This is a genomic window from Prochlorococcus marinus XMU1408 (assembly GCF_003208055.1).
Taxonomy (GTDB): Bacteria; Cyanobacteriota; Cyanobacteriia; order PCC-6307; family Cyanobiaceae; genus Prochlorococcus_B; species Prochlorococcus_B marinus_A.
In genome coordinates this window covers 66,873-89,358 of sequence record NZ_QJUE01000005.1, presented here as the reverse complement: position 1 = coordinate 89,358, position 22,486 = coordinate 66,873, and the positions used below count along the sequence as shown (strand labels likewise).

The window sequence follows — 22,486 nt, the reverse complement described above, 5'->3', positions numbered from 1 at the left end:
TTTTTAATTATCTTGATGAGGCTGTTTTTAGACTGTTAAACGAGCTCTGCCTCTTTTTCTACGAGTTCTGATTACTCTCCTGCCAGTGTGAGATCTCATCCTCACTCTGAAACCAGAAACTCTTTTTCTTTTTCTGCTGGTTCCTCCAAAGGTCCTTTTTGTCATTTCTATTTATGCCCTTATTAGATTAGATACAAAGGTTAATTTATCAGTTCACTGTATGTCTATGTTCCAGGTACCTAAATATGTTGAGACAGTAATGTCATCTGCTTGTTGAGAAAGGGCTCTGAATTGAAACATGCCTCTTTTTCTAGGATTAAAAATTTTCATTACAACTGCGTAGTTATCTTTATTTAAAGGAATTGGTTTTTCGGGAACTATCTCAATAGAAGTTTGTTTTGCATTTACATTAATTAAAGATGGAATATTTTGAAGACAACGAGTCCTTTCAGTATATCCACCTATCTTTACTTTACATAAACTTAGCTTTTTTGTCTTTATTTTTGCATCAAAATAATCAGGAATAGCAAGAGTTAATTTAATAATATCTTCTTTCCTTTCTTTACCTCTAAGGAAAAAGTAATAAGTTGCTCTATCATTTCTTTCATTTGAGGATTGATAGTATTTTAGTTGTTTGTACCCTGGCTCTGGATCCCATTGATATTCAAAAAAACCAGGAGATGCTGAAGACTTTGGAGCTAAGCTAATAGCTCCTGTTCCAAATAAAAAAGCTGACAATCCAATAAAAAAAACTTTCTTGATAAATGGAAATGATTGCTTTTTGAACATGATTTAAGTTGCTTGAAAATATTGATCACTTGAATATTTTCAAGTGCATTTGCGTGAAGTTAACTAAATATAATCGTTTGTTGGCAAAAATCTCTGGAATTATCGATCTGGACGAAGTTTCTTTGCCCTGGCGATATAAGGATTTTGGGGAGTTTGTTCCTTAGGTAACCAAACGTAAGCAAGTAGCCGAATACATTTAGATAAATCCCCTTTGACCGACATTTGTTGGCAGTCTAAAAGTGCTATTTTTTCCCAGCCAGTTTTTTTTCTAGCGACTGAAGCAGGGAAACAAGCATCTAAGTCTGTGGTGACAGAGAAAGTAACAGAAATAATTTGATCTGGGATCAAATTATTTCTGGATACTAGTTGTGTTAGCAATTCTTCCACCGCCGTAGTAATTGACTCAACGGAATTGTTTTCACAAGTAGTAGCACCTCTCAATGCACATAGATAATTGAATTCATTTTGAAATCTCATGGCTTATAGAGCCAAAGAATTTGTCCATTTCCCCCCAACTCTAAATTTAATGCAATTAAAAAATCGTGAATTATTTTACCTCCTGGTATGAGACCTAATAACTTTTTCTTAGTTTTGCCAAAGGTAATTGGCTTCGTTTTTTCATCTAGATTTGCAATTTTTATAGCAAGTAATTTTGCATCATTTTCATCTCCAATCTCATCTACTAGGCCAAATTCTTTAGCTTGCTCTCCAGTGAAAACTCTTCCATCGGCAAAGCTTTTGACTGTATCAGTTGATAAATTTCTTCCTTTTGCAACTGCTGAAACAAATTGTTCATAACTGCTATCAATCAAAGATTGAAGAAGTGCCCTCTCCTCAGTTGATAAAGGACGATCAGGGGAAAGTATATCTTTGTAAATCCCACTTTTTACAGTCTCAAATTTTATGCCGACTTTTTCTAATAGCTTTGATAAATTGTTTCCCCTTAAAATCACTCCTATTGATCCTGTTATTGTTCCTGCATTGGCAACAATTCTTTCAGCTCCAACTCCTATATAGACACCTCCAGAGGCTGAGATATTGCCAAAACTAGCTACGACGTGACAACCTTTTTCTCTTAGCCTCAAGAGAGCACCATGAATTTCCTGGCTATCACCTACTGTTCCTCCTGGGCTATCAATGCGAAGTAATAGAGCAGGGAATTCTCTTTCCTCAATTTGCTTTAATGCTTTGAGAACATTTTTTCGAGTTTCTGCATTGATAGGACCTTCAATACAGATTCGTGCCATCCTTTTTTTGGATTTGCGGCTCAAGGGCCAAATCATTCAAATTATGCATAACTTTATTGATCTTAAAAAGGAGATTGCTTTCTGACCTCATGTTTGTCATTTGGAATTGGTTTTTGATGATTTTGCCATTCGCTCTTTGGGGTACCTCAATGGCGGCAATGGCACCTTTAGTTAATGCGGCGGGACCTGAGATTGTTGCCTCACTAAGGCTTTTGCCTGCAGGCCTTATTGTTTTAGCTTCGGTTCCTTTTTTGAAGAGGAGTTGGAATATTTCAAAAGATGATTTGGTGTGGTTTTTTGTATTTACTCTTATTGACGCAACATTATTTCAGATTTTTCTAGCAAAAGGCTTAATGGAAACAGGAGCAGGATTAGGGTCTGTTCTTATTGATTCTCAACCTTTGATGGTTGCTCTATTAGCAAGAGTTTTGTTTGGAGATGCAATAAATCCAATTGGATGGCTTGGCTTGGTTCTTGGCTTGGTGGGAATTATCTGTCTAGGCGTTCCTACTGAACTTCTTGGAAATTGGTTTTTGCTTGGCAAATTTGAATCGGGAAGTAATTTTTTAAGCCATGGTGAAATTTGGATGATATGCGCAGCAACTTCTATGGCCTTGGGAACAGTCCTTATTCGATTTGCTTGCAAAAATAGTGATCCCGTAGCAGTAACAGGTTGGCATATGGTTTTAGGGAGTATTCCTCTACTCGTTTGGCATGCTTTTGACAAGAACTGGCCTTTAGTACCAGATTGGTCGGCTTTTGAATGGACTTTAATGTCTTATTCAAGCTTATTTGGGAGCGCACTTGCTTATGGATTGTTTTTTTGGTTTGCAAGCCGCAAAGAATTAACAAGTTTTAGTACCCTTGCTTTCTTAACACCAGTTTTTGCTTTGATTACTGGTGGAATATGGTTGGGGGAGAGACTATTTTTTCTCCAATGGATTGGAGTAGTTTTGGTTTTGATTTCTGTATTATTCGTAAGTCAAAGGGGAAGATTTTGGGGAGGTAAAAGTAATAACAAATTAATAGAGGAAGCTTAAATGAAAGGAACAAATAAGCAACTAAAACTTATTCTTGTAAGTACGCCTATTGGTTTTTTAGGAAGTGGAAAAGGTGGAGGAGTTGAATTGACTATTATTTCTTTGATGAAAGGATTAATATCTTTAGGTCATAAAATTATTTTAGTCGCTCCAAAAGGATCAAAAGTACCATTCGAAAGTGAAAATCTTGAAATAAGATTAATAGATGGAATTGATCAGCCAAGTTGGCAGCATCAAAAAAAAACTGATCCCGTTTTGATTCCTTCTAATAGTGTTTTACCGAAATTATGGGAGATTGTTATTAACTTAGCAAGTCAATATGACGCTGTTATTAACTTTGCATATGATTGGCTTCCTTTATGGCTAACAAAAACACAGAGAATTAAAATATTTCATTTAATTAGTATGGGTAATGAATCTTTAGTAATGAAAGAAATTATTACTGAAATAAGTCAATTATTCCCTTTTCAGTTAGCTTTTCATACTAAAAGACAATCAAAAGACTATTTATTAAATATAGATCCAATTATTGTTGGAAATGGTTTTGATATGGAAAATTATGTTTTCAATCAAAATCAGAATGGACCATTAGGCTGGGCTGGAAGAATAGCTCCAGAAAAAGGATTAGAAGATGCAGTAAAGGTTGCCAATTATTTAGATGAAAAATTATTGGTTTGGGGACTTATGGAAGACAATGAATATGCAACAGAAATAGAAAATAAGTTTGGGAAAGGAATTGTTGATTGGAAAGGGTTTTTACCGACGAATGAATTTCAAAAACAACTGGGAAAATGTAGAGCTTTTATAAACACCCCAAAATGGAATGAGGCTTACGGTAATGTCATTGTTGAGGCTATGGCTTGTGGTGTGCCCGTAATTGCATACGATCTTGGAGGCCCTGGAGAATTGATCGAAGATGGATATAATGGCTTTTTAGTTCAGCCTAATGATATTGAAGGAATGATAAAAGCAATACAATCAGTCTCAAAAATTAAAAGGAGAAATTGCAGAGATTGGTTTGAGTCAAAAGCTTCTAACGAGGTTTTTGCTAAACGAGTTGAGAGTTGGATTAATAAAGGTTTAAACAAAAATTTGCTTACAGATTTACCTAGATAATTGAAAAGCTTAACGAATTCACAAATACCATCTTTTCGACAAAGAAGAAGAGGTCTTCTTTTTATTTTGTTTATTGGCTTCATAACTTTTATATGGCAATTAGGTTCAACCGGTTTAGTTGATGAGACTCCACCTTTGTTTGCTGCAGCTAGTAGGGCAATGGCAGAAACGGGGAATTGGCTAACACCTCAAGTTAATGGATTACCTCGTTTTGATAAACCTCCTTTGGTTTATTGGTTAATGGGCATTGGTTTTTCAATCCCATGGAATAGTTTTTGGGATCCTCTGGGAACCTGGGCTTCCAGACTTCCTTCTGCAGTATCAACAATTTTCTTGATGCTTGTTTTAGGGGACACAATAATGAGATATCCACAAGAAGAAAATTATTGCAGCAGAAGAACAGCAATTGTTGCTGCAATGACATTCGCCTTTTCGCCTTTAGTAGTTATTTGGGGAAGAATTGCTGTAAGTGATGCATTGCTTTGTAGCACTCTTGGGATTTGCTTGCTTTTGAAATGGAGAAGATACGCGAATCCAGAAGGTGAAGTCTGGTGGTTGTCATGGATTTTTTTGTCATTGGCAGTTTTAACTAAAGGTCCTGTTGCGTTGATTTTATCCGGGATAACAATTTTCTTTTTTGGTTTATTTCAAAACGATTTTTCTAGAATTTTAAAATTATTAAAGGTAATACCAGGTCTATTTATTGTTTTTATTATTAGTTTTCCTTGGTATTTGATTGAATTACTAATAGAGGGCAAACCTTTTTTAGAAAGTTTTTTTGGTTATCATAATCTTCAAAGATTTACTTCAGTAGTAAATTCACATGGCGAACCGTGGTGGTTTTTTTTAATAGTATTGTGTATAGCTTCTTTACCCTTTACATCATTTTTATTAATAAGTATTTGGAATAATTTTTGCAATATATTTAAATGGACTAGAAGAGTAATTAAAAGTCCAGACAAGTCTTTATTTGAGTTTTCATTTTTTTGGTTAATATCTGTATTTATCTTCTTTACAATTTCGGCAACTAAGCTGCCTAGCTATTGGCTTCCTGCTACTCCTGCAGCATCAATTTTAATATCTTTTTCTTTAACAAATCATGTAAAAAAGGAATCATTAAAATCTATAGCATGGAATTTTACAATATTTTTATCTATACTCTTTTCCATAATTTTCTTCTCTTCTAAACTATGGATTGGTCTTCTTAATGATCCTGAAATTCCTGGTTTTCAGGAAGAATTAATCAATAGTTTTTTACTTTATAAAGCAGGATTTATCTTTCTTTTAATTGCTTTTCTAGGGATTATATTTTCTTCTAGAAAATTATATGGAAAGTTACTAATTCTTCAGATTCCATTGCTTTTAACACATTTTTTTATTGTGCTACCAACTTTTAATTTAGCAGATAGATTAAGACAACTGCCTCTAAGACAAGCATCTGATCTACTTCTAAAATCTAAGATTAACAACGAGACTTTTGTAATGGTTGGGGCTATGAAACCCTCCATTCATTTTTATACTAATCAAGTAATAATTTTTGAAGGTCGATCTAAAAATGCCTTGGTAAATGTTTCAGATCGACTTGCCAATGAGAAGAGAAGAGGTTGGGAAGGAAGACCAATATATGGAAAAAACGGAACAGAAACGGCTCTTTTGATTATCGATAAAAGATCAGTTGTGAAAACCTATTGGCAAGGCTTAAACCCTGAAATATTAGGAGAATTTGGTGTATATAGCGTTTGGAGAATTAATAGAGGAAAGCTTGAAAGAAGAGCTAAAGATTTAAAAAAAGAAGGTGTTATTACTACTTGGAAAAATCCTAGACCTGAAAGATTTTGATACTTCTCTATAAACTATTGAATTGAGTTGATTAAATCTTGTTTACTGCATTTTTCAGGAATAATAACAATACCTAAGTCATCCTGTAGCCTTTTTAAATCGATGACCGAGTCCTCAGCTATGGAGCTTAAAACATCTTCAAGACTAGCTCCCATATCATCAGCCATCTCTATCAACATACGCAAAGTCTCATCTTTCAGGGAAAGATTTACGCTAATAGAAATGTTTTGGCCTGGACAGCTATTTGAGTTCATAAAGAAAACATTAAGATATCTTCGGTCTTTTTGGGGGTTTTTTTTGAATAGCTTTAAGAAATGAATTTTTTTTGGAGATATTCTTTCCTTCGTCATTCCAGTGTTTTCATCTCATTTGAAAATTTACAAAAAAAATCTTCCTAAGTAATTACTTAGGAAGATAAAAGATTTTGGTTTCTGATAATTAGAACATTTCCCCTTTAAGTTTTTCAGCCCATCCTGAAAGTCTTTCATCAGTCATATCTGATTCGCTGTCTTCATCTAGTGGTAATCCGCAAAATTCTTCACCAACCACACTTTTTGACTCGTCAAATGTGTAATCAGACTTTGAAACATACCCCACCATTGAAGCGCCTGCTTGCTGGAAGTATCTATGGAGTTCTTCCATTGCATCGCAATAGTTTTCAGTATAAGTAGAAGAATCTCCTAAGCCGAAGATTGCAACTTTCTTACCACTGAGATTTAGCTCACCAATGTCTTCAAGGATTGAGTCCCAAGCAGTGCCTGATCTTTCTGAATCAGCCCCAGTGTTCCATGTTGGGATGCCACAAATAACCCCATCATGTCCAGCTAATTCACTAAGGTCATCGACATCTGAAATATCCTTTGGACCTTCAGCAGAGTCAAGTAAGCCGTGAAGCCGTTCAGCTATATCTTCGGTTTTACCTGTTGTTGTAGCGAAGTAGATTCCTACAGTCATGGAGCAATTTAAAATCAACGATATTTTAAAGCAGCTTTGCACATTTAGAGTGAATTTGGTTTTTTTTAAATTTTCTTGTCTATTGAATATTGATTTTTGATACATAAAAAAGTCAATATCTGTCACTTTTGTTGTTGGGGGAGTAATCCTTTGGTTTTCATTACTTCCTCATCGCTGTTCTGAAACCAAAGCTATCAAAGGGTTTGAAGAGAAAATGATTTGGAGCTTTTGGAGGAAAAATTAAATGCTATTATTTTTTTAATCAAATAAATACAAAATATTTAAAAATTTTCCACAGTCTTTATTTTTTTAGATCTTTATCTGAAAACATTTCTTCAGTTGAATTCCTACTCAATAAAAAAGTCAAGCTCTAAAATATTGAGCCTGACTTTTTAAGGGCTATTAAATAGCTACAAATTAAATTATTTTTCTAGCCCTATTTTTTTGAGATTTAACTCGAACCAATTTATAAGGTTGGTCCCATCATGCCAAATCCACTTTGAAGTCCAAAGGAAATCATGACAAATGAGCTGATAGCTAATCCAATTAAAATCGAGGTGTAAAGCCTATTTACACCATAATCAGATTCAACAGGATTAAAATCAGCAACTACAAAAGATTTTTTGCTGTATTTTCCTCTATCGCTAAGACCTATTGCTCCCAGAGCTGTATCAGGTGTAAGGCGGCCACCTTCATCGTCAATAAACCAAGGTTTATTTGAGCTACTTGTTTGTGGAGCTGACTGGTCAGAACTCAATGGAGAAGCTCTGTTAATTCTATTGGTATCTTCTTTGAAAAATCTTGGGAACATGTATGTATGCCAGAGACCAATTACTCCAGCCCAAGCAATCATGCTTACTCCAGCAAGTCCAAAAAGGATTTCTTTAAAACCAAATTCCATAAACTAAACCAATTAATTTAGGCCTTTGTAGAGGCAACTTAGACACCATATCAGAAGTATTGCAAGTCAACTGAGAGAGTTATTAAAGCTTCTAAATTTCCCCCCAATTTGTTACAGAATCCATAAGGTCAATCAATCAATCAGCCTTTTTGGCTCTCGTATGCGAGTATTTATTGGATAAATATATAGATGGATGATCAACTTCAAATTACTCCTGGTACTTACCCCAGTCATTTTTTCAGTTGCTTTTACTGATTATTGGTTGAGAAGATGGGGAGTATTTGTCTGGGATAATGGTCCTACTATTCAAAACCAGCAGGTTTGGGAAGATACAGCAATCGTTGCAGATAAAGGAAGACCTCAAGATGGATACCCTGTATTTACGGTAAGAACTTTGGCAGTAAATGCATTAGGTATTCCAACAGTGTTTTTCCTTGGTGCGATTTTTGCAATGCAATTTATTCGCCGTGGTGTAATAAACGCATAATTTAAAAAATAAAAATAAAAATAAAAATAAAAAAAGGCTTATCGTTAGGTGGCCTTTTTTTATTGAATAAAAAGAGACAATTAAAATTTCTATTGAATTTTCTATTGAATCTTCTATTGAATATTTTTAAATTATATATTTCTTTAATCAAAAATCACCAAGGCATCTTATAATTCACTTAGAAAAAAGTTTGTCATGGAAAGTCAAGAATCAAATCTGAAAGAAAACAATAGCTCTACGGCTGTTTTAGAAAATACTGAAACCGAACTTGTTTCACCAAGTAATCAATCAAAAGAAGCTAATAAAAAAGAGGTATTTCCAACAGATCAAAATCTAATTTCATCTATTATTGAGGACGCTTTCCCAAAAGATAAGGCAAATAAGCAATTAGGAATACCTCAATCAGATACTTTTGCATTCGCTAGTCGTATATTTTTCTTATGGGTTTGGCCTATAGTGTTGCATAACAAAGTAAGAAATTTAATTAATAATTTGAATTTTGCTCAACCTTATTCTAGCCCTGGAGAAAACAGATACTCAGTAAGAGACACTGAAACCGTCTACACAATGACTAAAGATGCATTTGCTGGAGAAGGAGGAATGAAATTTATGGGAATTAGATTTATGTCTATTTGGGTTTTTCCTGTCGCAATAACAGGAGCTGTTATGGAATTTCTATTTGTAGGGCCACTTAAAGGAACAAATCCTTTTGGTTAAAAGTTAGCTAAATAATTTGTTTTATTTGGATAAGAGTTTATAGCAAATTTAATATTTAAACGTTTCTAAAAGGAAAAAACGGAGTAACTTTCTTTGTTGGGTTACTACTTGCAATAGCTTTCCCTCTGATATACATGAATAAACCTAGTGTAATTATCATTACAGGAGGATGCAGAGCTAAAGATCTGCCAATAAGTTGTAGTTCTTCTCCTGACATTTAATTAAATAATTCTTCTTAAACTATAGCTTCTAAAGGAGCTCAAAAAAAATAATTTAATATATATAAAAGAATCCCTTTATCCGTCTGTTTCGCTATAAGTAATTTTTAAAACTAAGATTGAAAAATTAAATATAAAGGTAATTATGTTAGCAACTAAAATGGGAACGGATTTGATTTTAAAACCGTAAATAATCCAACAAAATAGACCTATTATAAATAGAATTAACATAATTAATGAAACATCATCCGCTGACTTGGTTCGCCAGGTTTTATAGAGTTGAGGTAAGAAAGCTATAGTTGTGAGTAATGCAGCCAAAAAACCAAAGAGATCTATATAGTTTAATTCACTCATATTTTCTTATTGGAAAGGTTGATGAACAAATATTTGATAATGAATAAATTATCGTGTAGTTTTATCTTACATTAGTAGCTTTATTATTAAAATTTTATGATAGATCAAACTGATTATGTTGATGAAGTTTTAAAAGAGAAAATTAAAAATTTATTAGATGAAGATAATAAGACAAAAAAATGGAGTGAAGGACTATGGATAAAATCTCTTATACTTTTCCCAATAATAATATTTATAGTTGGCTTATTTATTGTGAATAGACCTGAAAAGTTAACAGATATTTTACTAGTCTCGCTTTACCCTTTGGCCCTAATATCTATAGGATTGATAATTTTATTTGGTATGAGAGCAAATTTTAAGTAAAAAAGACAAATATAATTGTTTAACCATTTAAACTTGTTTCTTCTATAGCCAATAAGCTATTAGCACTGTAAGCTGTTAGTAATTAAATATTAATAGCCAATGGCAGGCGGACCATTACTTCAACTTTGGGAAAACTTACTTCCATTTGCTAAGGATTTAAGAATTCGTTTTGCTTTGGCTATGTTAGGAAATATTCTTGCAATATTGTTTATTTTCTCCTTATCTAAAATGTTTATACCAGGATTGGAAGATCAACTATTTAATTGATTTTCTTGTCCAAAATTGATACATCTCTCTAAAAGAATTAGGATAGATTTTTTCAAATTTATCCCATACCTTTAAATCTTTTAAAGAATTTATATTTTTATATTTACTTTGGAAATTGTTTTTTACGTCTTTTGAAAGAGTAAATCCTAGGAATTCTAGATTAGATATTTCTATTATCTTTTTGATTTCAATGAGAGAGTAACATTTTTCTTGACTATGAAAGCAGAGATCTCTACACATTGATGTTGAGTAGAAATCAGACCAATCTGTTATTTCGTTTAATTGTTTTAGATCTCCATTAAGAACATCATTGCGAAAGCTTCTTATTTTATCAAGACTTGGATTTATTTTTTTCTCTTTGATTATTTCTCTTGCTCTTAGTATTTCTTGTCGTGCATACTTGCTGTATAAACCTAGTTTTAAAAAACCTCTTGGTTCTAAAGAATCAACTAAATTTGATAAACCCCTAGCAGGGTCTTTCATATGATGAAGAACACCTGAACATTCAATCAGATCAAATTTTTTGTCTAGCTGTTTTAGTTCAAGAAGATCCATTTCTATAAATTTTATATTTGTCATTCCATATTCATCGACTTTTCTTTTTGCATATGAGATGCTTGCATTGCTTAAATCAATTGCTGTTATCTCACAGTTGTTATATCTAGATGCTTCTAGTACTTGAATGCCAGTTCCACATCCTGCTATGAGTATATTTAATTTTTTGTCGGTTAATTTGATTAGATTTTCATCAATAGAATTAGGATAAATTTCAGAATTGATAATTGATAAAAAGTTTACTTTTTTTTCTTTTGCATATGAATTATATATCCACCTAGGATATGGGTTTAATTCGTACTGGCTTTTCACTTCTTTAGAAATTAAATCATCAATATTACCTACTTTTAGGATTTCACTTGAAATGTTTTTTTCATTTGATACCTCATTAAATTGTAAATCAAGTAATTTATTAAATTCTTTATTATTAGATATATAACTATCCAAATTAATAAATTCAGAATTAATTGAATATAAAGATTGATAACAAGAGATTAGAGCTAATTTATAATCTTGATTAGTATTCTTATTAATTGAATTCTTAATTTTATCAAGTATATATTTTTCTTCTTCAGATATATAATAGACATACTCATTTATGAAGCATTGTGAACCTAGTGCAATTGTGAAGTTTAAAATATTGTTGTTGACTTGTATACCTTCTGAAAACTTAATAAGCAGATTCTTACGCAAATTTCGTAAAACTTTTTCCCATAAAGGGGAGCAAAAAATTAATAAAGAAAGAGCTTTTATTAATTCTTTATCTCTTATAAGAATATTAAACTCTTTATTATCATATGGTTCAGACTTTAAAATCGATAATTTTTCTAATATTTGATTTGAAATAAGATTATCGATACTTCCAAAAAGTTCTCGATGTGAAATATCTTTTCTATTTAATATATTTTTAAGGTACTCTCTGTTATCTTTTTCTGATATATTTAGCGGTTGATTTGTTTTTAATATCTCACTTATAAGTTGGAAAACCAAGTCACTTTTTTGATTGATTGTAAGTTCTTTTTTTGCAAGTTCAATTGATTTATTATAGTCACCCTTCTCATTATAGATTGTTGCAAGATTCAAATATGAATTTTCTAATTTGCTATCTAATTTTATAGCTATTTCTGTATATAATATTGCTTTATCTATTTCTAGTTTTTCTTTATAGCATGCTCCTAAATTTAAATGAGCTATGGCAGAATTACTATTTATTTTAATTGCTTTTAAATAATATTTTTCTGCATCATTATATTTATTATAATCTTTACTTAATAATCCTAGATTGATATATGCATCAAAGTAATTAGGGTCTATTTCAATAGCTTTATTAAGCGATTTTTTTGAATCATTATATTTATTTAATTTCTTTAAAATTAATCCTTTAATACAATATCCATTTGGCAAATTTGGGTTTAATTCTATAGCATTTTCAATTAGTATTTCTGCTTTTACTAGATTATTTAATTTATAGTATAAAAAAGATAAGTTAAACTTTGAGAAAATATGGTTTGGAGAATTTAATGTGCATTTTTCATATAGTTTAATGGCTTTATCTAATTCTCCCTTCTCTTCACAAATTAGCGCATAATTTGAAAATATATCCGCATCATAAAATCCATTTTTTATATAAGCTAAATATCCTTTTTCTGCCTCAACCAATTTACCTTTTAAATGATTATTGATAGATCTTGCTCTCAGCTCCTTTTCTGGAAGCTTTAGGAGTTTTTTAGAAGAGCCTTTATTCTCTTGTTTCTTTTTTCCGAAACCACCCAAAGAACTCTAATTAATTTTTTTTATTATACTAAACTCAATTTTGTAGTTAATTTACCTTAATAAATATACAATCTTTTTACACAAAGTAATTGTATTAATCCTTGTGACATTTTAGAAAAAAGCTCCTAAAAAGATTTTGCTACAATAAGCTCAAATTTTTTATATAATATCCTTATACTATTTAACTATAAAATGCCACTAAAGCTAGGTGATCAAATACCTGATTTTTCTCTATCTGATCAACTAGGTGTTTCTAGGACAAATAAACAAGCAAAGGGTAGACCGCTAGTTCTATTTTTTTATCCAAAAGATGATACTCCAGGTTGTACTGCAGAAAACTGTGGTTTTAGAGATAAATATGATCTCTTCAAGCTGTTTGGTGCAGAGGTTTGGGGAGTAAGTGGAGATGATGAGGCAAGCCATAGATCATTTGCAGATAAAAATAAACTTCCATTTCCATTATTATGTGATACTGAGAATACTTTAAGAAAAGCTTTTGGAGTTCCTAAGGTACTTGGATTACTTGATGGTCGTGTGACTTATATAGTTGATTCTAAGGGTTTTATCAGACATATATTCAACGATCTTTTGAATGGTCCTGCTCATGTAAATGAGGCACTTAGAGTATTAGGTGAAATAAGAAATTAAGGTTATAAAAAAATAATTTTTATTTAATTACTAAGAATTTGATTTAATAATTTCATTTCTTAATTGTAATTTCTCTAGGACTGTTTTTGAGGAGATTTTGGCTACATCATTTAATCCATTTGCATCAAACCATGGAGCTGTTGCCCAATCAAAACCCTTTCCAAATGTGTTGTCTGGAGAAACAATGTACCAATGACAAGCTGTATCGGGTACATCTACAGCACATTTTGACCAATTATCACTCCACTGTGGTACTTGGACCCAGAGTAGAGTTGAGAAAATAAATGAAAAAAAGGAGAAAATCATTCTCTTAAGTTTATTAAATATTAAAGCTTTTTTTTTATGAATGAGAGTTTAAGTAATATCCAATTTAATTCTTATACTAGGTATAAGATAAACTAATTAATTTTTCTATCATTTTTTAAATACTTTAAGCACAAAATTTCTTGACTCTGATCCTTTTCATTAGAATTAACTATCCATTCTTTAAATTCTTGATAGAGAACAGATCTGTCTATTCTATCGATTTCAGTCATCCTAATTAGGATACAATTAAGAGTTACTGAAATAATTTCTTCAACAGATGGGTTGTTTTGCAAACTTTTAAATCATATTTAGATAATTTAGTGACGAATTTTATTTACTGAGATTTTTTACTAAAAACTTTAGATTAAATTTATCAAGCTATAAAAAAAATATATATATTTTTTTTATAGCATTTGTTAAAATTTTTTATTAATATATCGTTATTTTATTATTTATTTATAAATGATTAGACAAAGTGATGATAAACCAATTAAGATTTGGTTAAAAGAAATTTGGGAAGAAATTGAGATTCAATTTTACGGAATAATTGGTGCTTTCTTGTTCTTTCTTTTAGTGTATTTATTGTTTCAACCTAATTGGATGAATGCTTTCGTCGAATTTTTCTAATGATAAATTTTTAGTTATGGGTTTTGTTAATCATTATTGAAGCATTAATTATTGGGGATAACTTTTCAAGTTATTTAAGTGATTTCTAAACTTTTTTCTTTCGCAACTAATTCAATAAATTTCCATACAAGAGCATGTTTAAAGTCATCTTTGTTCGGACATGCTGAGACTACATCTTGCCATGAGAATTGGTCTTTATGGTCTTTTAGTGGTGAACCAAAATCTCTAGCAAGGTTAGAAAGAAAGGAATATCCAAGTCTTTCTGATGTGTATTTGATAATTTCATCTGAGTAACTCATATAGAGTAAAAGAGTGTCAGCTTGATAGTTATGTCTATTACATGCGCCGTTAGAACAACCAGTATTGGCAATCTCTAGGCATGCTTTGTGGTCATAGGTTTTCTTGATTATTTCAACTAATTTTTCCATTGATTTCTTCATCACCTATATAGTTATAGCTAATAAAAAATTGAATTACGTAACCAATAAAATAAAATGACAAAATTTACTTAAAAAACGATTTTGCTGGATTCTTTATCCATATATCTACGAGCTTTATACCTAAATATAAATTCTATTAAATAGTTCCGTTCAAAGGTTTAATTAATATGATGAAAATTTTTCTTTTTACCTAATAATTATTTGTTGATATATGATGGTTCTTACGATATACGACTTTAGTCAACAAAGCGAGAGTATAGCCATCTAATAAAAACTCCTATGACTGGAATATTACCAAATGTGCCTGAGCAAAAATCGAAATAATCTCTATGTTCTTGAACTTTTCCTTCTTGGTCAAATATTAACCTTGTTGTTCCATAATATAAAAATTCTATGCCTTTTATTTTTAATCCCATTGTCCATTCAATAAAAGCAATGTTGTTATTTATGGCAATATTATGGGACTCTAGATAAACGTCATCACATCTGTTTATTAATCCATCTTGAGCTTTTATATATGCATCAATACCATTTTTTTCTTGAGTGGGGTCTATAAATTTAACATTTTTATTGTATAGAGATTCCCAGTCCTCTCTAGTAGGAGCTTTGTCTCCGTAGGATAAATTAAAGAATTTTTTTAATTCTTTCTCTTTGATCACCATTGTACTTTTTGTTCTTGAGTTAATCTAAATTATTTAAATAGACATCGTGTTAATGACATCTGATGTAGACAGCTAAAAAATAGCTTAGATTTAGTAGATATTTATAGATCATAATGAACAGCAAAAACATCCTTATCTCTATCGTAGTCCTAAGCATAGGAATAATTCTCTACAAAATTTTGTTAGGATTTGTCCTCCCAATAGCTTTGTTTGTCTCTCTGAGGTATGTTTTAAAGTTTTTGCTTAAAGGATCTGAGACTGAATCTGAACAAAAAATTTCTCAGATTCTCACAAATAAAAACACCAGTGCTTCGATAGAGAATATTGTAGAAATTAAACCAATAGAGGAAGATCAACCAACAGAGGAAGATCAACCAACAGAGGAAGATCAACCAATAGAGGAAGATCAACCAACAGAGGAAGATCAACCAACAGAGGAAGATCAACCAACAGAGGAAGATCAACCAATAGAGGAAGATCAACCAACAGAGGAAGATCAACCAACAGAGGAAGATCAACCAATAGAGGAAGATCAACCAACAGAGGAAGATCAACCAACAGAGGAAGATCAACCAATAGAGGAAGATAAACCTATTGAAGAAAATAATATTCTTTAGGTTTGATTATTGCTGTAATGGAATCAAATTCAAATAAAAGTTATTGGGATTTAAAACCATATTGGTGTCAACCTTGGTCAATTATCAGTTTTGGAATACTATTACTAACTTTTAGTTGGACTTTCTTAAAAAATATCATAATTACTTTAATATTTAGCGTTATTATTATTATCTGGTGGATATTATTTTTAATTCTTGCTCCAAATTTATATCAGGGAGTATCAGAGAAAAATAATCTTGATGAATAAGAATTTTCAGCTAATACTTTTAAGACTGGTTTTTAGCTTATTTCAACTGGAAAACCTCTATATCCTTCTGAAAAACGTTTTCGATTTGTCCAGTAGAACTCAACCAATTCTCTTGTAGAGCTTGTAAGAAGAGCTTCTCTTCCTATTCCTCTTCTTTCTGAAAGTTTTGGTCTTACAGTTGATTGCCACTTGGAAGTGCTTGACGATTTCATTACATACCCTCGTTCTTTGGTTGGATAAACTCAAAAAGAATCCCAAGCTTTTTTGAAAAGCTCAAAAATCATGCTCATTAAATAAATGATGCTGGAGAAACGGTTAATTCAATAGAGATAGCTCATTCCAATCAAGAGACTTATTCATAGTACATATATACTATGAATAAGTCAACTCTTCTTGGATTATTCATAAGTATCGAAATTGATAGATTTTGGCTTTTAGTGATATTTATTAAGTAAGTATTACTATTTAGTATAATATTTCATGTAAATAAATATTATAGTTATGAAAAATTAAAAAAATAGTTATATTTAATCAAATGTATATTTATCTATAACTAGTATCTCTTGGTGAGAGAAATCACTAGCTGAAATACAGTTAATCCATTCTTTATATTCTTGGGCTATTGCCAACTGATCGCCAGAATTTACTTCTACAGTTCTTCTCAATATATGAGATAGTCCTTTGACTAATATATCTTCTATTTGTTTTTGCTCTTTACTCATTAATTAAATGCATGTATTCTAAACTAACTTTTATATTCTAGTTTGTACAGTACTAAGTTATTTATTTAAATAAAATAAAAAGTAAATTCTATTATTAAGATTATACCATAATACTCTATAACATAATCAAATTATTATATAATTTGATTAATTATGCAGCATTGGTATCATTTATGCTATCACTTTTTGGTATATAACCTAATTCTTCAATTTTTTCAACTAAGCTTATATCTGAATTTTGTTTTATAATTTTTTTGTTATCATAATTTGATTGGCTTAAGCCATCTACTTCGCTATCTATTATCTTTGATTCATGATACTTATTAATATTAATATTAATATATTTATTTATATGTTTTTTATTAAGCGAGTATAGAGAGAAAATGATACCAATCAATACCAAGTATATATTATGATTAACGAAAAAAGATAATACTAGAGCTAATGACATGTATTCAAACAGAGAAAGATTATTTTTTTGTTCCATAATTAAGCAACATCCTTATTGTCATAATTTTGCTGTCTTTCTAATAAGGTTAGATTATATGATGATTGTATTTGATTATTATAATCTAAGTCATTAAAGAATTTTGATACAGACTTTTTAGTGTTCATCCATTTATGCCGAGATGTCTTGGGTAAATCGGGAAGAATTATTTTTTCTTCATTTTCTGACCTAATATACCTTTTCCTTTGCCCACTATCTTCAGCTAAAGTATTTAATTCTTCTCTTATTGCTATTTTATGTATATTATCTCTTGATTTGGTGATTGCCGTCAATTCAGTAAGACTTCTAATAAATGGAATCATGCTGCATACCTCTCTGTGTCTTTTCCCTCTATTTGATTCTTGTTCTTATTATTAATATTTTTATAGGCATTAATATAGTGAACGTCATAGGAGCCTAAGCCTTCTTTTTTAGGATTATATAAATGGATAAATCCATTTCTTGAATTTAGATTTTTATTCATTATTTTCTAAGCTATTATTTTCAGGTTTAGGTTTGGTTTTGTACTTGCCTTACCTAATGAATGATTATTCTTGTGCGGCTTATATTTATCTAATAGTTTTTTTATAATACTATATTTATGATCATCTATTATATCTTCCCTGCTCTCATTTGAAATCTTGAAAGAATCATTTTTTTGCATTTTGATGACTATTGATGGATAATGTTTTTAGTAAAGTTAAGTTAGGTTATAAATTTTTCTCTATTCGATAATAGCTTGGTTAGCTTTGTGTTTTCGTCTTGAAGGTTATTTATTAATTTTTTATAAATTTCAATTTTTTCTTTAAGTAACTTGACCTTTTCGCTTTCAGTTTTTTGAGAGTAGACTCTTGCTTTTTTCTTGGTACCTTTGACAATTTCTCTGACTGTAGCTTCAGTCATTCTTTCGCCACTTTCAACCGCCTGAAAAACCCTTTGTCTCTCTTTATCGGTTACTCCTTTGCTTCCCATTAGGGCTAGAGATCTAGGTGTCAGAGATGCGAGAAGGTTATCGTCAATATCTGCCCCTCCTAGCCAGTTTGTGTATGCGCTGACAAGATCAACCGCAAATCTCTCTGAGCAATTTATCGCTCCTGATTTCAGGAAAGCCCTCCAGTTACCAGGCTTAATGTTGTCTTTGATGTCTGAGAGATTGGCTGCGACAGCTCTAAGTGATTGGCCTACACAGCTTAGCTCTTCATTTATTTCTACTACTGACTCTTTAACATACTCAACCTGAGCCGGGACCAGGCCTTTGGTGACTTCGTTGTTAAGGCTGATGTTCGCCAGTTCAACCACCTCTGTCGGTGTTAAGTCCATTGGTCTAACCGTGTACGCTCTAAATATACTTCTTGTGTCGATTCGGAACAACAGGTACTAGTGTACCAGTCTTGCTTCGGACATGGCAAAACAAAAGAAAACTAGAGTTTATTAATTTTTTTGGGTAGATTTATCTCCTATTGGTCTATTAGTTTTTTCTGTTTAACAATATAGAAGTGTATTATAAAAAAAATAATATATGAAAATTTGCATGTTTTTGTTTTTTCTTAACTTTGAAGGCTGTTTGCCTTTCTGCTTTATACTGTTATTGGTTTTTTATAGAGAAAATTAAAAAGAACTTTATTAAATATTGCTATTAGATTATATTTATTTTATGAGTATTTATACTTAGCGATAAGTATGTGGCTCGTTCTTGGCCAAGTACTCATCTTTAAGTTCTCATTTGTTGATTAGGATTGATAGGTGATGGTCTTAGTATGTTATTGATTGCTTTAAGGTGGATGGAATTCCTTTTTTTTGCCTAGTTGAATCAAGGTCAGCTCTACCCTTTCATTTTTATATATCGGCACTAATGTATTTTCAGGACATAAATGCATAGGTCTATTTATATCTTTAAGAAGTCAGTCTTAGCAATCGTTCTGACCGTTTGTGTTACAGCTATATAAGATGTTTATGCAATGTTTAGGCAATTAGTTGTATTTTATTTTGATATTATTTTTGTTGATTTTAATTAGCAATGGAAGTTACACCAATATATCCTCCAGTTACTCCTTTTTTGCAAGTTAAATTGGATCAAGAAGTTGTTGATTATTTATGGAAGATTATTGATATTGGCAAAATTAAAAATATAGATTTTAAAAACAAATTAGAAGGTAATATTTCGCAAAGTTTTTTGCTTGATGATATAGATCAATTTTTTTATAAATCAGTCTGTGCCCCATTAGTAAAATTGTATCGTGAAAAAAACCATAATTTAGGTGACCCTGTCTCTAAAAATGCATTGCTGGGACCTGGAAGTAAATTGGTCTTAGATAAGTTTTGGGCTAATTATCAATATAAAACAGAATTTAATCCCTATCATAATCATTCTGGTGTATATTCGTTCGCCATTTGGTTGAAGATTCCATATGACTGGGAGGATCAAAAGAAATTGCCCCAATATAGTGAGATTAAAGATAAAAGTATAAAGGCAGGTTGTTTTGAATTTGAATATGATGATACTTTAGGATCAATAGCGAATTACAGATATACATTGTCTTCAAAATTTGAAGGTTATATGGTTTTCTTTCCTGCTAAATTAAGACATTGTGTTTATCCTTTTTACAAAACAGATGAACCAAGAATTTCAATAGCAGGAAATCTGTCTTATTTGCCTAATTGATATATTTAAAATATTAAAATCATTTAAATATTTCCATATTCTGTTTTTTCTTATAAACTTGTTATTTAAGTGTATATTTAATAGATGAATTTATTAATTCTAAAACTTAAATTAACTAGATAATTCACTATATATGTATTTCCAAGACATAATTTCAAGTCTCAATAAATTCTGGAGTGATAAAGGTTGCTTGCTGCTACAACCTTACGACTTAGAGAAGGGTGCGGGGACAATGAGTCCTCATTCTTTTTTGAGAGCGATTGGTCCTGAACCTTGGGCTGTAGCTTATCCAGAGCCTTGCAGGAGACCGACAGATGGCAGGTATGGAGACAATCCAAATAGAGCTCAGCATTATTTTCAATATCAAGTTCTTATTAAACCTTCTTTGGATGGCATCCAAGAAATTTATCTGTCTTCTCTTGATGTATTAGGGATTTCAGCTAAGGATCACGATATTAGATTCGTTGAGGACAATTGGGAATCTCCTACTTTAGGTGCCTGGGGCGTGGGATGGGAGGTTTGGCTTGATGGCATGGAAGTTACACAATTTACTTATTTTCAACAATGTGGTGGACTTGATTGCAAGCCTGTCTCGATTGAGATCACTTATGGCCTAGAAAGATTGGCGATGTATTTGCAAAATGTTGAAAGTATTTGGGATCTTTCATGGAACAAAATGACTAAATATGGTCAGATCTGGCTCCCTTTTGAAAAAGGTCAATGTAAATATAATTTTGAAGAATCTAATTCGGATAATTTAAGGAAGCTTTTTGAAATTTATGAAGAAGAAGCTCATCAATTGATAACTAAAAAACTTCCTTCTCCCTCTCTTGATTATGTATTGAAATGTAGTCATACATTTAATTTATTAGAAGCTAGAGGGGTCATATCTGTTACGGAGAGAACTAAGATTATTGCAAGAATCCGATCTTTGGCTCGTAAGGTCGCTGAAGCTTGGGTACAGGAAAGAGAAGTCCTTGGGTTCCCTCTTTGTTCTAATTAATTGTTAACCTACCTTAATAAATCAAGTTTTTCTAATAACAATTAGTTCCAATAATATACTCCTATGTATAAAAAGATACTTGCAAGAGTTAGTGCTCTGGAATGTCTTAATGAATACATTATTATATTAAAGACATATTTTGTGTGAGGACACAATGAAGCTTTTTCAGCGTTTGCTGGTAGCTCCTGCTGCTTTGGGCCTGATGGCACCTTTAGCTGCAAATGCCGACGTTACTGCGGTATCCAACGACTCAGATCTAAGTTCTGAAGTTATTCAAGCACGTGTTGATGGAGTAGAGGCTCAGCTAGGCGAAATCCAGGCTGGTCAGTTCTCTTCTTCTACAAAGATGAGTGGGAAAGCTGCTTTCATCACTGGTTATGTTGATGATGATTCCGAGTCAGATACTGACAGTATCACTATGGAATACATGTATCAGTTGAACATGAATACCAGTTTCACTGGTGAAGACCTTCTATATACAAGAATTAAAGCTGGTAATGTATCAGATCACTTTGTAGACAAAGGTCAAGGTACTTATTTATCAGCTGGAAAAAACACATCAGACGCTTTAAAAGTTGACAAGATTTGGTATCAGTTCCCTGTCGGCGAAAGCTTAACTGTTTGGGTTGGACCAAAAATTGAGAACTACTACATGCTTGCAAGTTCTCCTTCTATTTACAAGCCAATAACTAAGCAATTCAGTCTTGGTGGAAATGGAACAGTTTATGGTTCTAGTACTAAAGCTGGTTTTGGTGCCGCATGGACTCAGCAAACTGATGATCCTTCAGATGGTAGATGGGCATTAAGTGCAGCTTATACAAGTCAAGGTGGGGCTAAGTCTTCAAAAGATCAAGGTCTATTTGGAGAAGATGCCAAGTCAGCTTTATTAACTAAGCTCGAATACGGCACTCCACAATGGCAGGTATCTGGAGCTGTTGCTTTTAAAGATAATGGCTGGTCTGATAGCTATTTCACCACAGCTAAAGGTAAGTCAAGAGATTCAGGAAGTTCTGAAACTGCAATCGGTTTAAGAGCATATTGGAAACCTGATAATTCAGGAGCACTTCCTTCAGTCCAGCTTGGTTACGATGTTTCTAGTATCGACGATGCTGGAACTGGCAATGCTGATGAGGCATCAGGTTGGATGGTTGGCCTTAACTGGAAAGATCTATTCATCGATGGAAACAGAGCAGGACTTGCTGTTGGTTCAAGAGTTGCAGCTACTAATATTGTTGGCGGTGGTTCTGATCCATCAGAGGACAATTCTGTTTGGGAAGCTTATTATTCCTTCAAGGTTAATGATGGAGTAACAGTTACACCAGCTATCTTTGGTAGTACAGATGTTGAAGCAGAAGGCAAAGATGTCACTGGTGCAGTTCTTCTAACTGAATTCAGATTCTAATTTATATAATTAGGACAATTAAAAAAAGCCCCTAGAAGGGGC

General features: G+C 31.9%; 33 protein-coding genes. 13 read left to right on the top strand and 20 right to left on the bottom strand.

Features of this window, described 5'->3' with window-relative positions:
* Positions 1-27: 27 nt before the first annotated feature.
* The 4 genes from rpmH to sppA form a co-directional block, all read right to left on the bottom strand.
* Positions 28-165 (bottom strand): 50S ribosomal protein L34, encoded by a 138-nt coding sequence (gene rpmH / locus DNJ73_RS06895; RefSeq protein WP_158466979.1) that lies wholly within the window; start codon positions 163-165, stop codon positions 28-30.
* 48 nt (positions 166-213) lie between these two features.
* Positions 214-789 (bottom strand): DUF2808 domain-containing protein, encoded by a 576-nt coding sequence (locus tag DNJ73_RS06890; protein ID WP_158466978.1) that lies wholly within the window; start codon positions 787-789, stop codon positions 214-216.
* 99 nt (positions 790-888) lie between these two features.
* Complete coding sequence (aroH, locus tag DNJ73_RS06885; protein WP_158466977.1) at positions 889-1,266, bottom strand: chorismate mutase; 378 nt, start codon at positions 1,264-1,266, stop codon at positions 889-891.
* Entirely contained in the window at positions 1,263-2,072 is an 810-nt protein-coding gene (gene sppA / locus DNJ73_RS06880; RefSeq protein ID WP_158466976.1) for a signal peptide peptidase SppA, read from the bottom strand. The genes aroH and sppA overlap by 4 nt, the downstream gene beginning before the upstream one ends.
* A 53-nt stretch (positions 2,073-2,125) precedes the next feature.
* On the opposite strand from sppA, the gene DNJ73_RS06875 reads away from it, so the two are divergent.
* Genes DNJ73_RS06875 through DNJ73_RS06865 form a run of 3 tightly spaced genes read left to right on the top strand, consistent with a single transcriptional unit; the run spans position 2,126 to position 6,031 of the window.
* Positions 2,126-3,076, top strand: coding sequence for a DMT family transporter (locus DNJ73_RS06875; RefSeq protein ID WP_158467265.1), 951 nt, complete (start codon positions 2,126-2,128; stop codon positions 3,074-3,076).
* A complete protein-coding gene (locus DNJ73_RS06870; RefSeq protein ID WP_158466975.1) occupies positions 3,077-4,192 on the top strand; it encodes a glycosyltransferase in 1,116 nt (371 codons plus the stop codon).
* Positions 4,193-6,031, top strand: a complete 1,839-nt coding sequence (locus tag DNJ73_RS06865) for an ArnT family glycosyltransferase (protein ID WP_158466974.1) — start codon at positions 4,193-4,195, stop codon at positions 6,029-6,031. It abuts the gene before it with no gap.
* A 14-nt stretch (positions 6,032-6,045) separates the two neighbouring features.
* Here DNJ73_RS06865 and DNJ73_RS06860 read toward each other — a convergent pair whose 3' ends face one another.
* The 3 genes from DNJ73_RS06860 to DNJ73_RS06850 form a co-directional block, all read right to left on the bottom strand.
* On the bottom strand, positions 6,046-6,285 hold the full coding sequence (locus DNJ73_RS06860; RefSeq protein ID WP_257473405.1) for a CopG family transcriptional regulator: 240 nt from the start codon (positions 6,283-6,285) through the stop codon (positions 6,046-6,048).
* A 184-nt stretch (positions 6,286-6,469) separates the two neighbouring features.
* Positions 6,470-6,985 (bottom strand): flavodoxin FldA, encoded by a 516-nt coding sequence (fldA, locus tag DNJ73_RS06855; protein ID WP_158466972.1) that lies wholly within the window; start codon positions 6,983-6,985, stop codon positions 6,470-6,472.
* A 466-nt stretch (positions 6,986-7,451) separates the two neighbouring features.
* Positions 7,452-7,886, bottom strand: a complete 435-nt coding sequence (locus tag DNJ73_RS06850) for a hypothetical protein (RefSeq protein WP_158466971.1) — start codon at positions 7,884-7,886, stop codon at positions 7,452-7,454.
* A 193-nt stretch (positions 7,887-8,079) separates the two neighbouring features.
* Between DNJ73_RS06850 and psbF the strand changes: the two genes are divergently transcribed.
* Positions 8,080-8,373, top strand: coding sequence for a cytochrome b559 subunit beta, long form (gene psbF, locus DNJ73_RS06845; RefSeq protein ID WP_158466970.1), 294 nt, complete (start codon positions 8,080-8,082; stop codon positions 8,371-8,373).
* A gap of 195 nt (positions 8,374-8,568) precedes the next feature.
* Positions 8,569-9,090: a hypothetical protein gene (locus DNJ73_RS06840; protein ID WP_257473404.1), complete on the top strand. Its 522-nt coding sequence runs from the start codon at positions 8,569-8,571 to the stop codon at positions 9,088-9,090.
* A gap of 55 nt (positions 9,091-9,145) precedes the next feature.
* On the opposite strand, the gene DNJ73_RS10030 is transcribed toward DNJ73_RS06840, so the two are convergent.
* Complete coding sequence (locus DNJ73_RS10030) at positions 9,146-9,307, bottom strand: hypothetical protein (protein ID WP_011294990.1); 162 nt, start codon at positions 9,305-9,307, stop codon at positions 9,146-9,148.
* Between the two features lie 79 nt (positions 9,308-9,386).
* On the bottom strand, positions 9,387-9,662 hold the full coding sequence (locus DNJ73_RS06835; RefSeq protein WP_158466969.1) for a SemiSWEET transporter: 276 nt from the start codon (positions 9,660-9,662) through the stop codon (positions 9,387-9,389).
* A 96-nt stretch (positions 9,663-9,758) separates the two neighbouring features.
* On the opposite strand from DNJ73_RS06835, the gene DNJ73_RS06830 reads away from it, so the two are divergent.
* Together DNJ73_RS06830 and DNJ73_RS10025 are read left to right on the top strand one after the other, a co-directional pair.
* A complete protein-coding gene (locus DNJ73_RS06830) occupies positions 9,759-10,025 on the top strand; it encodes a hypothetical protein (RefSeq protein WP_158466968.1) in 267 nt (88 codons plus the stop codon).
* A 99-nt stretch (positions 10,026-10,124) separates the two neighbouring features.
* On the top strand, positions 10,125-10,292 hold the full coding sequence (locus tag DNJ73_RS10025; RefSeq protein ID WP_187152615.1) for a hypothetical protein: 168 nt from the start codon (positions 10,125-10,127) through the stop codon (positions 10,290-10,292).
* Here DNJ73_RS10025 and DNJ73_RS06825 read toward each other — a convergent pair.
* Entirely contained in the window at positions 10,281-12,620 is a 2,340-nt protein-coding gene (locus DNJ73_RS06825; RefSeq protein ID WP_158466967.1) for a tetratricopeptide repeat protein, read from the bottom strand. The two genes, DNJ73_RS10025 and DNJ73_RS06825, sit on opposite strands and share 12 nt — an antisense overlap.
* Before the next feature lie 192 nt (positions 12,621-12,812).
* Between DNJ73_RS06825 and DNJ73_RS06820 the strand changes: the two genes are divergently transcribed.
* Complete coding sequence (locus tag DNJ73_RS06820; protein ID WP_158466966.1) at positions 12,813-13,268, top strand: peroxiredoxin; 456 nt, start codon at positions 12,813-12,815, stop codon at positions 13,266-13,268.
* Positions 13,269-13,298: 30 nt separating this feature from the next.
* On the opposite strand, the gene DNJ73_RS06815 is transcribed toward DNJ73_RS06820, so the two are convergent.
* From DNJ73_RS06815 to DNJ73_RS06800, 4 genes are all read right to left on the bottom strand, one after another.
* Positions 13,299-13,574: a hypothetical protein gene (locus DNJ73_RS06815; protein ID WP_158466965.1), complete on the bottom strand. Its 276-nt coding sequence runs from the start codon at positions 13,572-13,574 to the stop codon at positions 13,299-13,301.
* Positions 13,575-13,666: 92 nt separating this feature from the next.
* Positions 13,667-13,867, bottom strand: coding sequence for a hypothetical protein (locus tag DNJ73_RS06810; RefSeq protein ID WP_158466964.1), 201 nt, complete (start codon positions 13,865-13,867; stop codon positions 13,667-13,669).
* 408 nt (positions 13,868-14,275) lie between these two features.
* Positions 14,276-14,641 carry a hypothetical protein gene (locus DNJ73_RS06805; protein WP_257473402.1) on the bottom strand — a complete coding sequence of 122 codons (366 nt, stop codon included), beginning with the start codon at positions 14,639-14,641 and terminating at the stop codon, positions 14,276-14,278.
* Positions 14,642-14,877: 236 nt separating this feature from the next.
* Positions 14,878-15,303 carry a DUF2358 domain-containing protein gene (locus DNJ73_RS06800; protein ID WP_158466963.1) on the bottom strand — a complete coding sequence of 142 codons (426 nt, stop codon included), beginning with the start codon at positions 15,301-15,303 and terminating at the stop codon, positions 14,878-14,880.
* A 113-nt stretch (positions 15,304-15,416) separates the two neighbouring features.
* Between DNJ73_RS06800 and DNJ73_RS06795 the strand changes: the two genes are divergently transcribed.
* The gene (locus DNJ73_RS06795) at positions 15,417-15,920 is read left to right on the top strand and encodes a hypothetical protein (RefSeq protein WP_158466962.1); all 504 of its coding nucleotides are present in this window, start codon (positions 15,417-15,419) and stop codon (positions 15,918-15,920) included.
* Positions 15,921-15,937: 17 nt separating this feature from the next.
* Positions 15,938-16,168, top strand: coding sequence for a DUF6737 family protein (locus DNJ73_RS06790; RefSeq protein WP_158466961.1), 231 nt, complete (start codon positions 15,938-15,940; stop codon positions 16,166-16,168).
* A gap of 32 nt (positions 16,169-16,200) precedes the next feature.
* Here DNJ73_RS06790 and DNJ73_RS06785 read toward each other — a convergent pair whose 3' ends face one another.
* From DNJ73_RS06785 to DNJ73_RS06765, 6 genes are all read right to left on the bottom strand, one after another.
* A complete protein-coding gene (locus DNJ73_RS06785; protein ID WP_158466960.1) occupies positions 16,201-16,380 on the bottom strand; it encodes a hypothetical protein in 180 nt (59 codons plus the stop codon).
* 315 nt (positions 16,381-16,695) lie between these two features.
* Positions 16,696-16,890, bottom strand: coding sequence for a hypothetical protein (locus DNJ73_RS06780; protein ID WP_158466959.1), 195 nt, complete (start codon positions 16,888-16,890; stop codon positions 16,696-16,698).
* A 151-nt stretch (positions 16,891-17,041) separates the two neighbouring features.
* The gene (locus DNJ73_RS06775) at positions 17,042-17,377 is read right to left on the bottom strand and encodes a hypothetical protein (RefSeq protein WP_158466958.1); all 336 of its coding nucleotides are present in this window, start codon (positions 17,375-17,377) and stop codon (positions 17,042-17,044) included.
* Between the two features lie 2 nt (positions 17,378-17,379).
* Entirely contained in the window at positions 17,380-17,700 is a 321-nt protein-coding gene (locus DNJ73_RS06770; protein WP_158466957.1) for a hypothetical protein, read from the bottom strand.
* Positions 17,697-17,861, bottom strand: coding sequence for a hypothetical protein (locus DNJ73_RS10020; RefSeq protein WP_187152614.1), 165 nt, complete (start codon positions 17,859-17,861; stop codon positions 17,697-17,699). The genes DNJ73_RS06770 and DNJ73_RS10020 overlap by 4 nt, the downstream gene beginning before the upstream one ends.
* 221 nt (positions 17,862-18,082) lie before the next feature.
* Positions 18,083-18,697: a hypothetical protein gene (locus DNJ73_RS06765; RefSeq protein WP_158466956.1), complete on the bottom strand. Its 615-nt coding sequence runs from the start codon at positions 18,695-18,697 to the stop codon at positions 18,083-18,085.
* A 697-nt stretch (positions 18,698-19,394) separates the two neighbouring features.
* Here DNJ73_RS06765 and DNJ73_RS06760 point away from each other — a divergent pair.
* The 3 genes from DNJ73_RS06760 (at position 19,395) to DNJ73_RS06750 (ending at position 22,444) form a co-directional block, all read left to right on the top strand.
* Positions 19,395-20,039, top strand: coding sequence for a putative 2OG-Fe(II) oxygenase (locus DNJ73_RS06760; protein ID WP_158466955.1), 645 nt, complete (start codon positions 19,395-19,397; stop codon positions 20,037-20,039).
* A gap of 133 nt (positions 20,040-20,172) precedes the next feature.
* Positions 20,173-21,042 carry a glycine--tRNA ligase subunit alpha gene (glyQ, locus tag DNJ73_RS06755; RefSeq protein ID WP_158466954.1) on the top strand — a complete coding sequence of 290 codons (870 nt, stop codon included), beginning with the start codon at positions 20,173-20,175 and terminating at the stop codon, positions 21,040-21,042.
* Positions 21,043-21,196: 154 nt separating this feature from the next.
* On the top strand, positions 21,197-22,444 hold the full coding sequence (locus DNJ73_RS06750; RefSeq protein WP_158466953.1) for an iron uptake porin: 1,248 nt from the start codon (positions 21,197-21,199) through the stop codon (positions 22,442-22,444).
* Positions 22,445-22,486 lie beyond the last annotated feature (42 nt).

What these genes read in the sequence shown, in the direction of transcription:
- psbF (WP_158466970.1), top strand. Translation starts at nt 8,080, where the DNA reads ATGATCAACTTCAAATTACTCCTGGTACTTACCCCAGTCATTTTTTCA.
- DNJ73_RS06795 (WP_158466962.1), top strand. Translation starts at nt 15,417, where the DNA reads ATGAACAGCAAAAACATCCTTATCTCTATCGTAGTCCTAAGCATAGGA.
- DNJ73_RS10025 (WP_187152615.1), top strand. Translation starts at nt 10,125, where the DNA reads ATGGCAGGCGGACCATTACTTCAACTTTGGGAAAACTTACTTCCATTT.
- DNJ73_RS06765 (WP_158466956.1), bottom strand. Translation starts at nt 18,697, where the DNA reads ATGGACTTAACACCGACAGAGGTGGTTGAACTGGCGAACATCAGCCTT.
- DNJ73_RS06820 (WP_158466966.1), top strand. Translation starts at nt 12,813, where the DNA reads ATGCCACTAAAGCTAGGTGATCAAATACCTGATTTTTCTCTATCTGAT.
- DNJ73_RS06890 (WP_158466978.1), bottom strand. Translation starts at nt 789, where the DNA reads ATGTTCAAAAAGCAATCATTTCCATTTATCAAGAAAGTTTTTTTTATT.
- DNJ73_RS06800 (WP_158466963.1), bottom strand. Translation starts at nt 15,303, where the DNA reads ATGGTGATCAAAGAGAAAGAATTAAAAAAATTCTTTAATTTATCCTAC.
- sppA (WP_158466976.1), bottom strand. Translation starts at nt 2,072, where the DNA reads ATGATTTGGCCCTTGAGCCGCAAATCCAAAAAAAGGATGGCACGAATC.
- DNJ73_RS10020 (WP_187152614.1), bottom strand. Translation starts at nt 17,861, where the DNA reads ATGAATAAAAATCTAAATTCAAGAAATGGATTTATCCATTTATATAAT.
- DNJ73_RS06875 (WP_158467265.1), top strand. Translation starts at nt 2,126, where the DNA reads ATGTTTGTCATTTGGAATTGGTTTTTGATGATTTTGCCATTCGCTCTT.
- DNJ73_RS06815 (WP_158466965.1), bottom strand. Translation starts at nt 13,574, where the DNA reads ATGATTTTCTCCTTTTTTTCATTTATTTTCTCAACTCTACTCTGGGTC.
- DNJ73_RS06805 (WP_257473402.1), bottom strand. Translation starts at nt 14,641, where the DNA reads ATGAAGAAATCAATGGAAAAATTAGTTGAAATAATCAAGAAAACCTAT.
- DNJ73_RS06760 (WP_158466955.1), top strand. Translation starts at nt 19,395, where the DNA reads ATGGAAGTTACACCAATATATCCTCCAGTTACTCCTTTTTTGCAAGTT.
- glyQ (WP_158466954.1), top strand. Translation starts at nt 20,173, where the DNA reads ATGTATTTCCAAGACATAATTTCAAGTCTCAATAAATTCTGGAGTGAT.
- fldA (WP_158466972.1), bottom strand. Translation starts at nt 6,985, where the DNA reads ATGACTGTAGGAATCTACTTCGCTACAACAACAGGTAAAACCGAAGAT.
- DNJ73_RS06870 (WP_158466975.1), top strand. Translation starts at nt 3,077, where the DNA reads ATGAAAGGAACAAATAAGCAACTAAAACTTATTCTTGTAAGTACGCCT.
- DNJ73_RS06780 (WP_158466959.1), bottom strand. Translation starts at nt 16,890, where the DNA reads ATGAGTAAAGAGCAAAAACAAATAGAAGATATATTAGTCAAAGGACTA.
- DNJ73_RS06835 (WP_158466969.1), bottom strand. Translation starts at nt 9,662, where the DNA reads ATGAGTGAATTAAACTATATAGATCTCTTTGGTTTTTTGGCTGCATTA.
- rpmH (WP_158466979.1), bottom strand. Translation starts at nt 165, where the DNA reads ATGACAAAAAGGACCTTTGGAGGAACCAGCAGAAAAAGAAAAAGAGTT.
- DNJ73_RS06840 (WP_257473404.1), top strand. Translation starts at nt 8,569, where the DNA reads ATGGAAAGTCAAGAATCAAATCTGAAAGAAAACAATAGCTCTACGGCT.
- DNJ73_RS10030 (WP_011294990.1), bottom strand. Translation starts at nt 9,307, where the DNA reads ATGTCAGGAGAAGAACTACAACTTATTGGCAGATCTTTAGCTCTGCAT.
- DNJ73_RS06775 (WP_158466958.1), bottom strand. Translation starts at nt 17,377, where the DNA reads ATGGAACAAAAAAATAATCTTTCTCTGTTTGAATACATGTCATTAGCT.
- DNJ73_RS06860 (WP_257473405.1), bottom strand. Translation starts at nt 6,285, where the DNA reads ATGAACTCAAATAGCTGTCCAGGCCAAAACATTTCTATTAGCGTAAAT.
- aroH (WP_158466977.1), bottom strand. Translation starts at nt 1,266, where the DNA reads ATGAGATTTCAAAATGAATTCAATTATCTATGTGCATTGAGAGGTGCT.
- DNJ73_RS06750 (WP_158466953.1), top strand. Translation starts at nt 21,197, where the DNA reads ATGAAGCTTTTTCAGCGTTTGCTGGTAGCTCCTGCTGCTTTGGGCCTG.
- DNJ73_RS06850 (WP_158466971.1), bottom strand. Translation starts at nt 7,886, where the DNA reads ATGGAATTTGGTTTTAAAGAAATCCTTTTTGGACTTGCTGGAGTAAGC.
- DNJ73_RS06830 (WP_158466968.1), top strand. Translation starts at nt 9,759, where the DNA reads ATGATAGATCAAACTGATTATGTTGATGAAGTTTTAAAAGAGAAAATT.
- DNJ73_RS06790 (WP_158466961.1), top strand. Translation starts at nt 15,938, where the DNA reads ATGGAATCAAATTCAAATAAAAGTTATTGGGATTTAAAACCATATTGG.
- DNJ73_RS06785 (WP_158466960.1), bottom strand. Translation starts at nt 16,380, where the DNA reads ATGAAATCGTCAAGCACTTCCAAGTGGCAATCAACTGTAAGACCAAAA.
- DNJ73_RS06770 (WP_158466957.1), bottom strand. Translation starts at nt 17,700, where the DNA reads ATGATTCCATTTATTAGAAGTCTTACTGAATTGACGGCAATCACCAAA.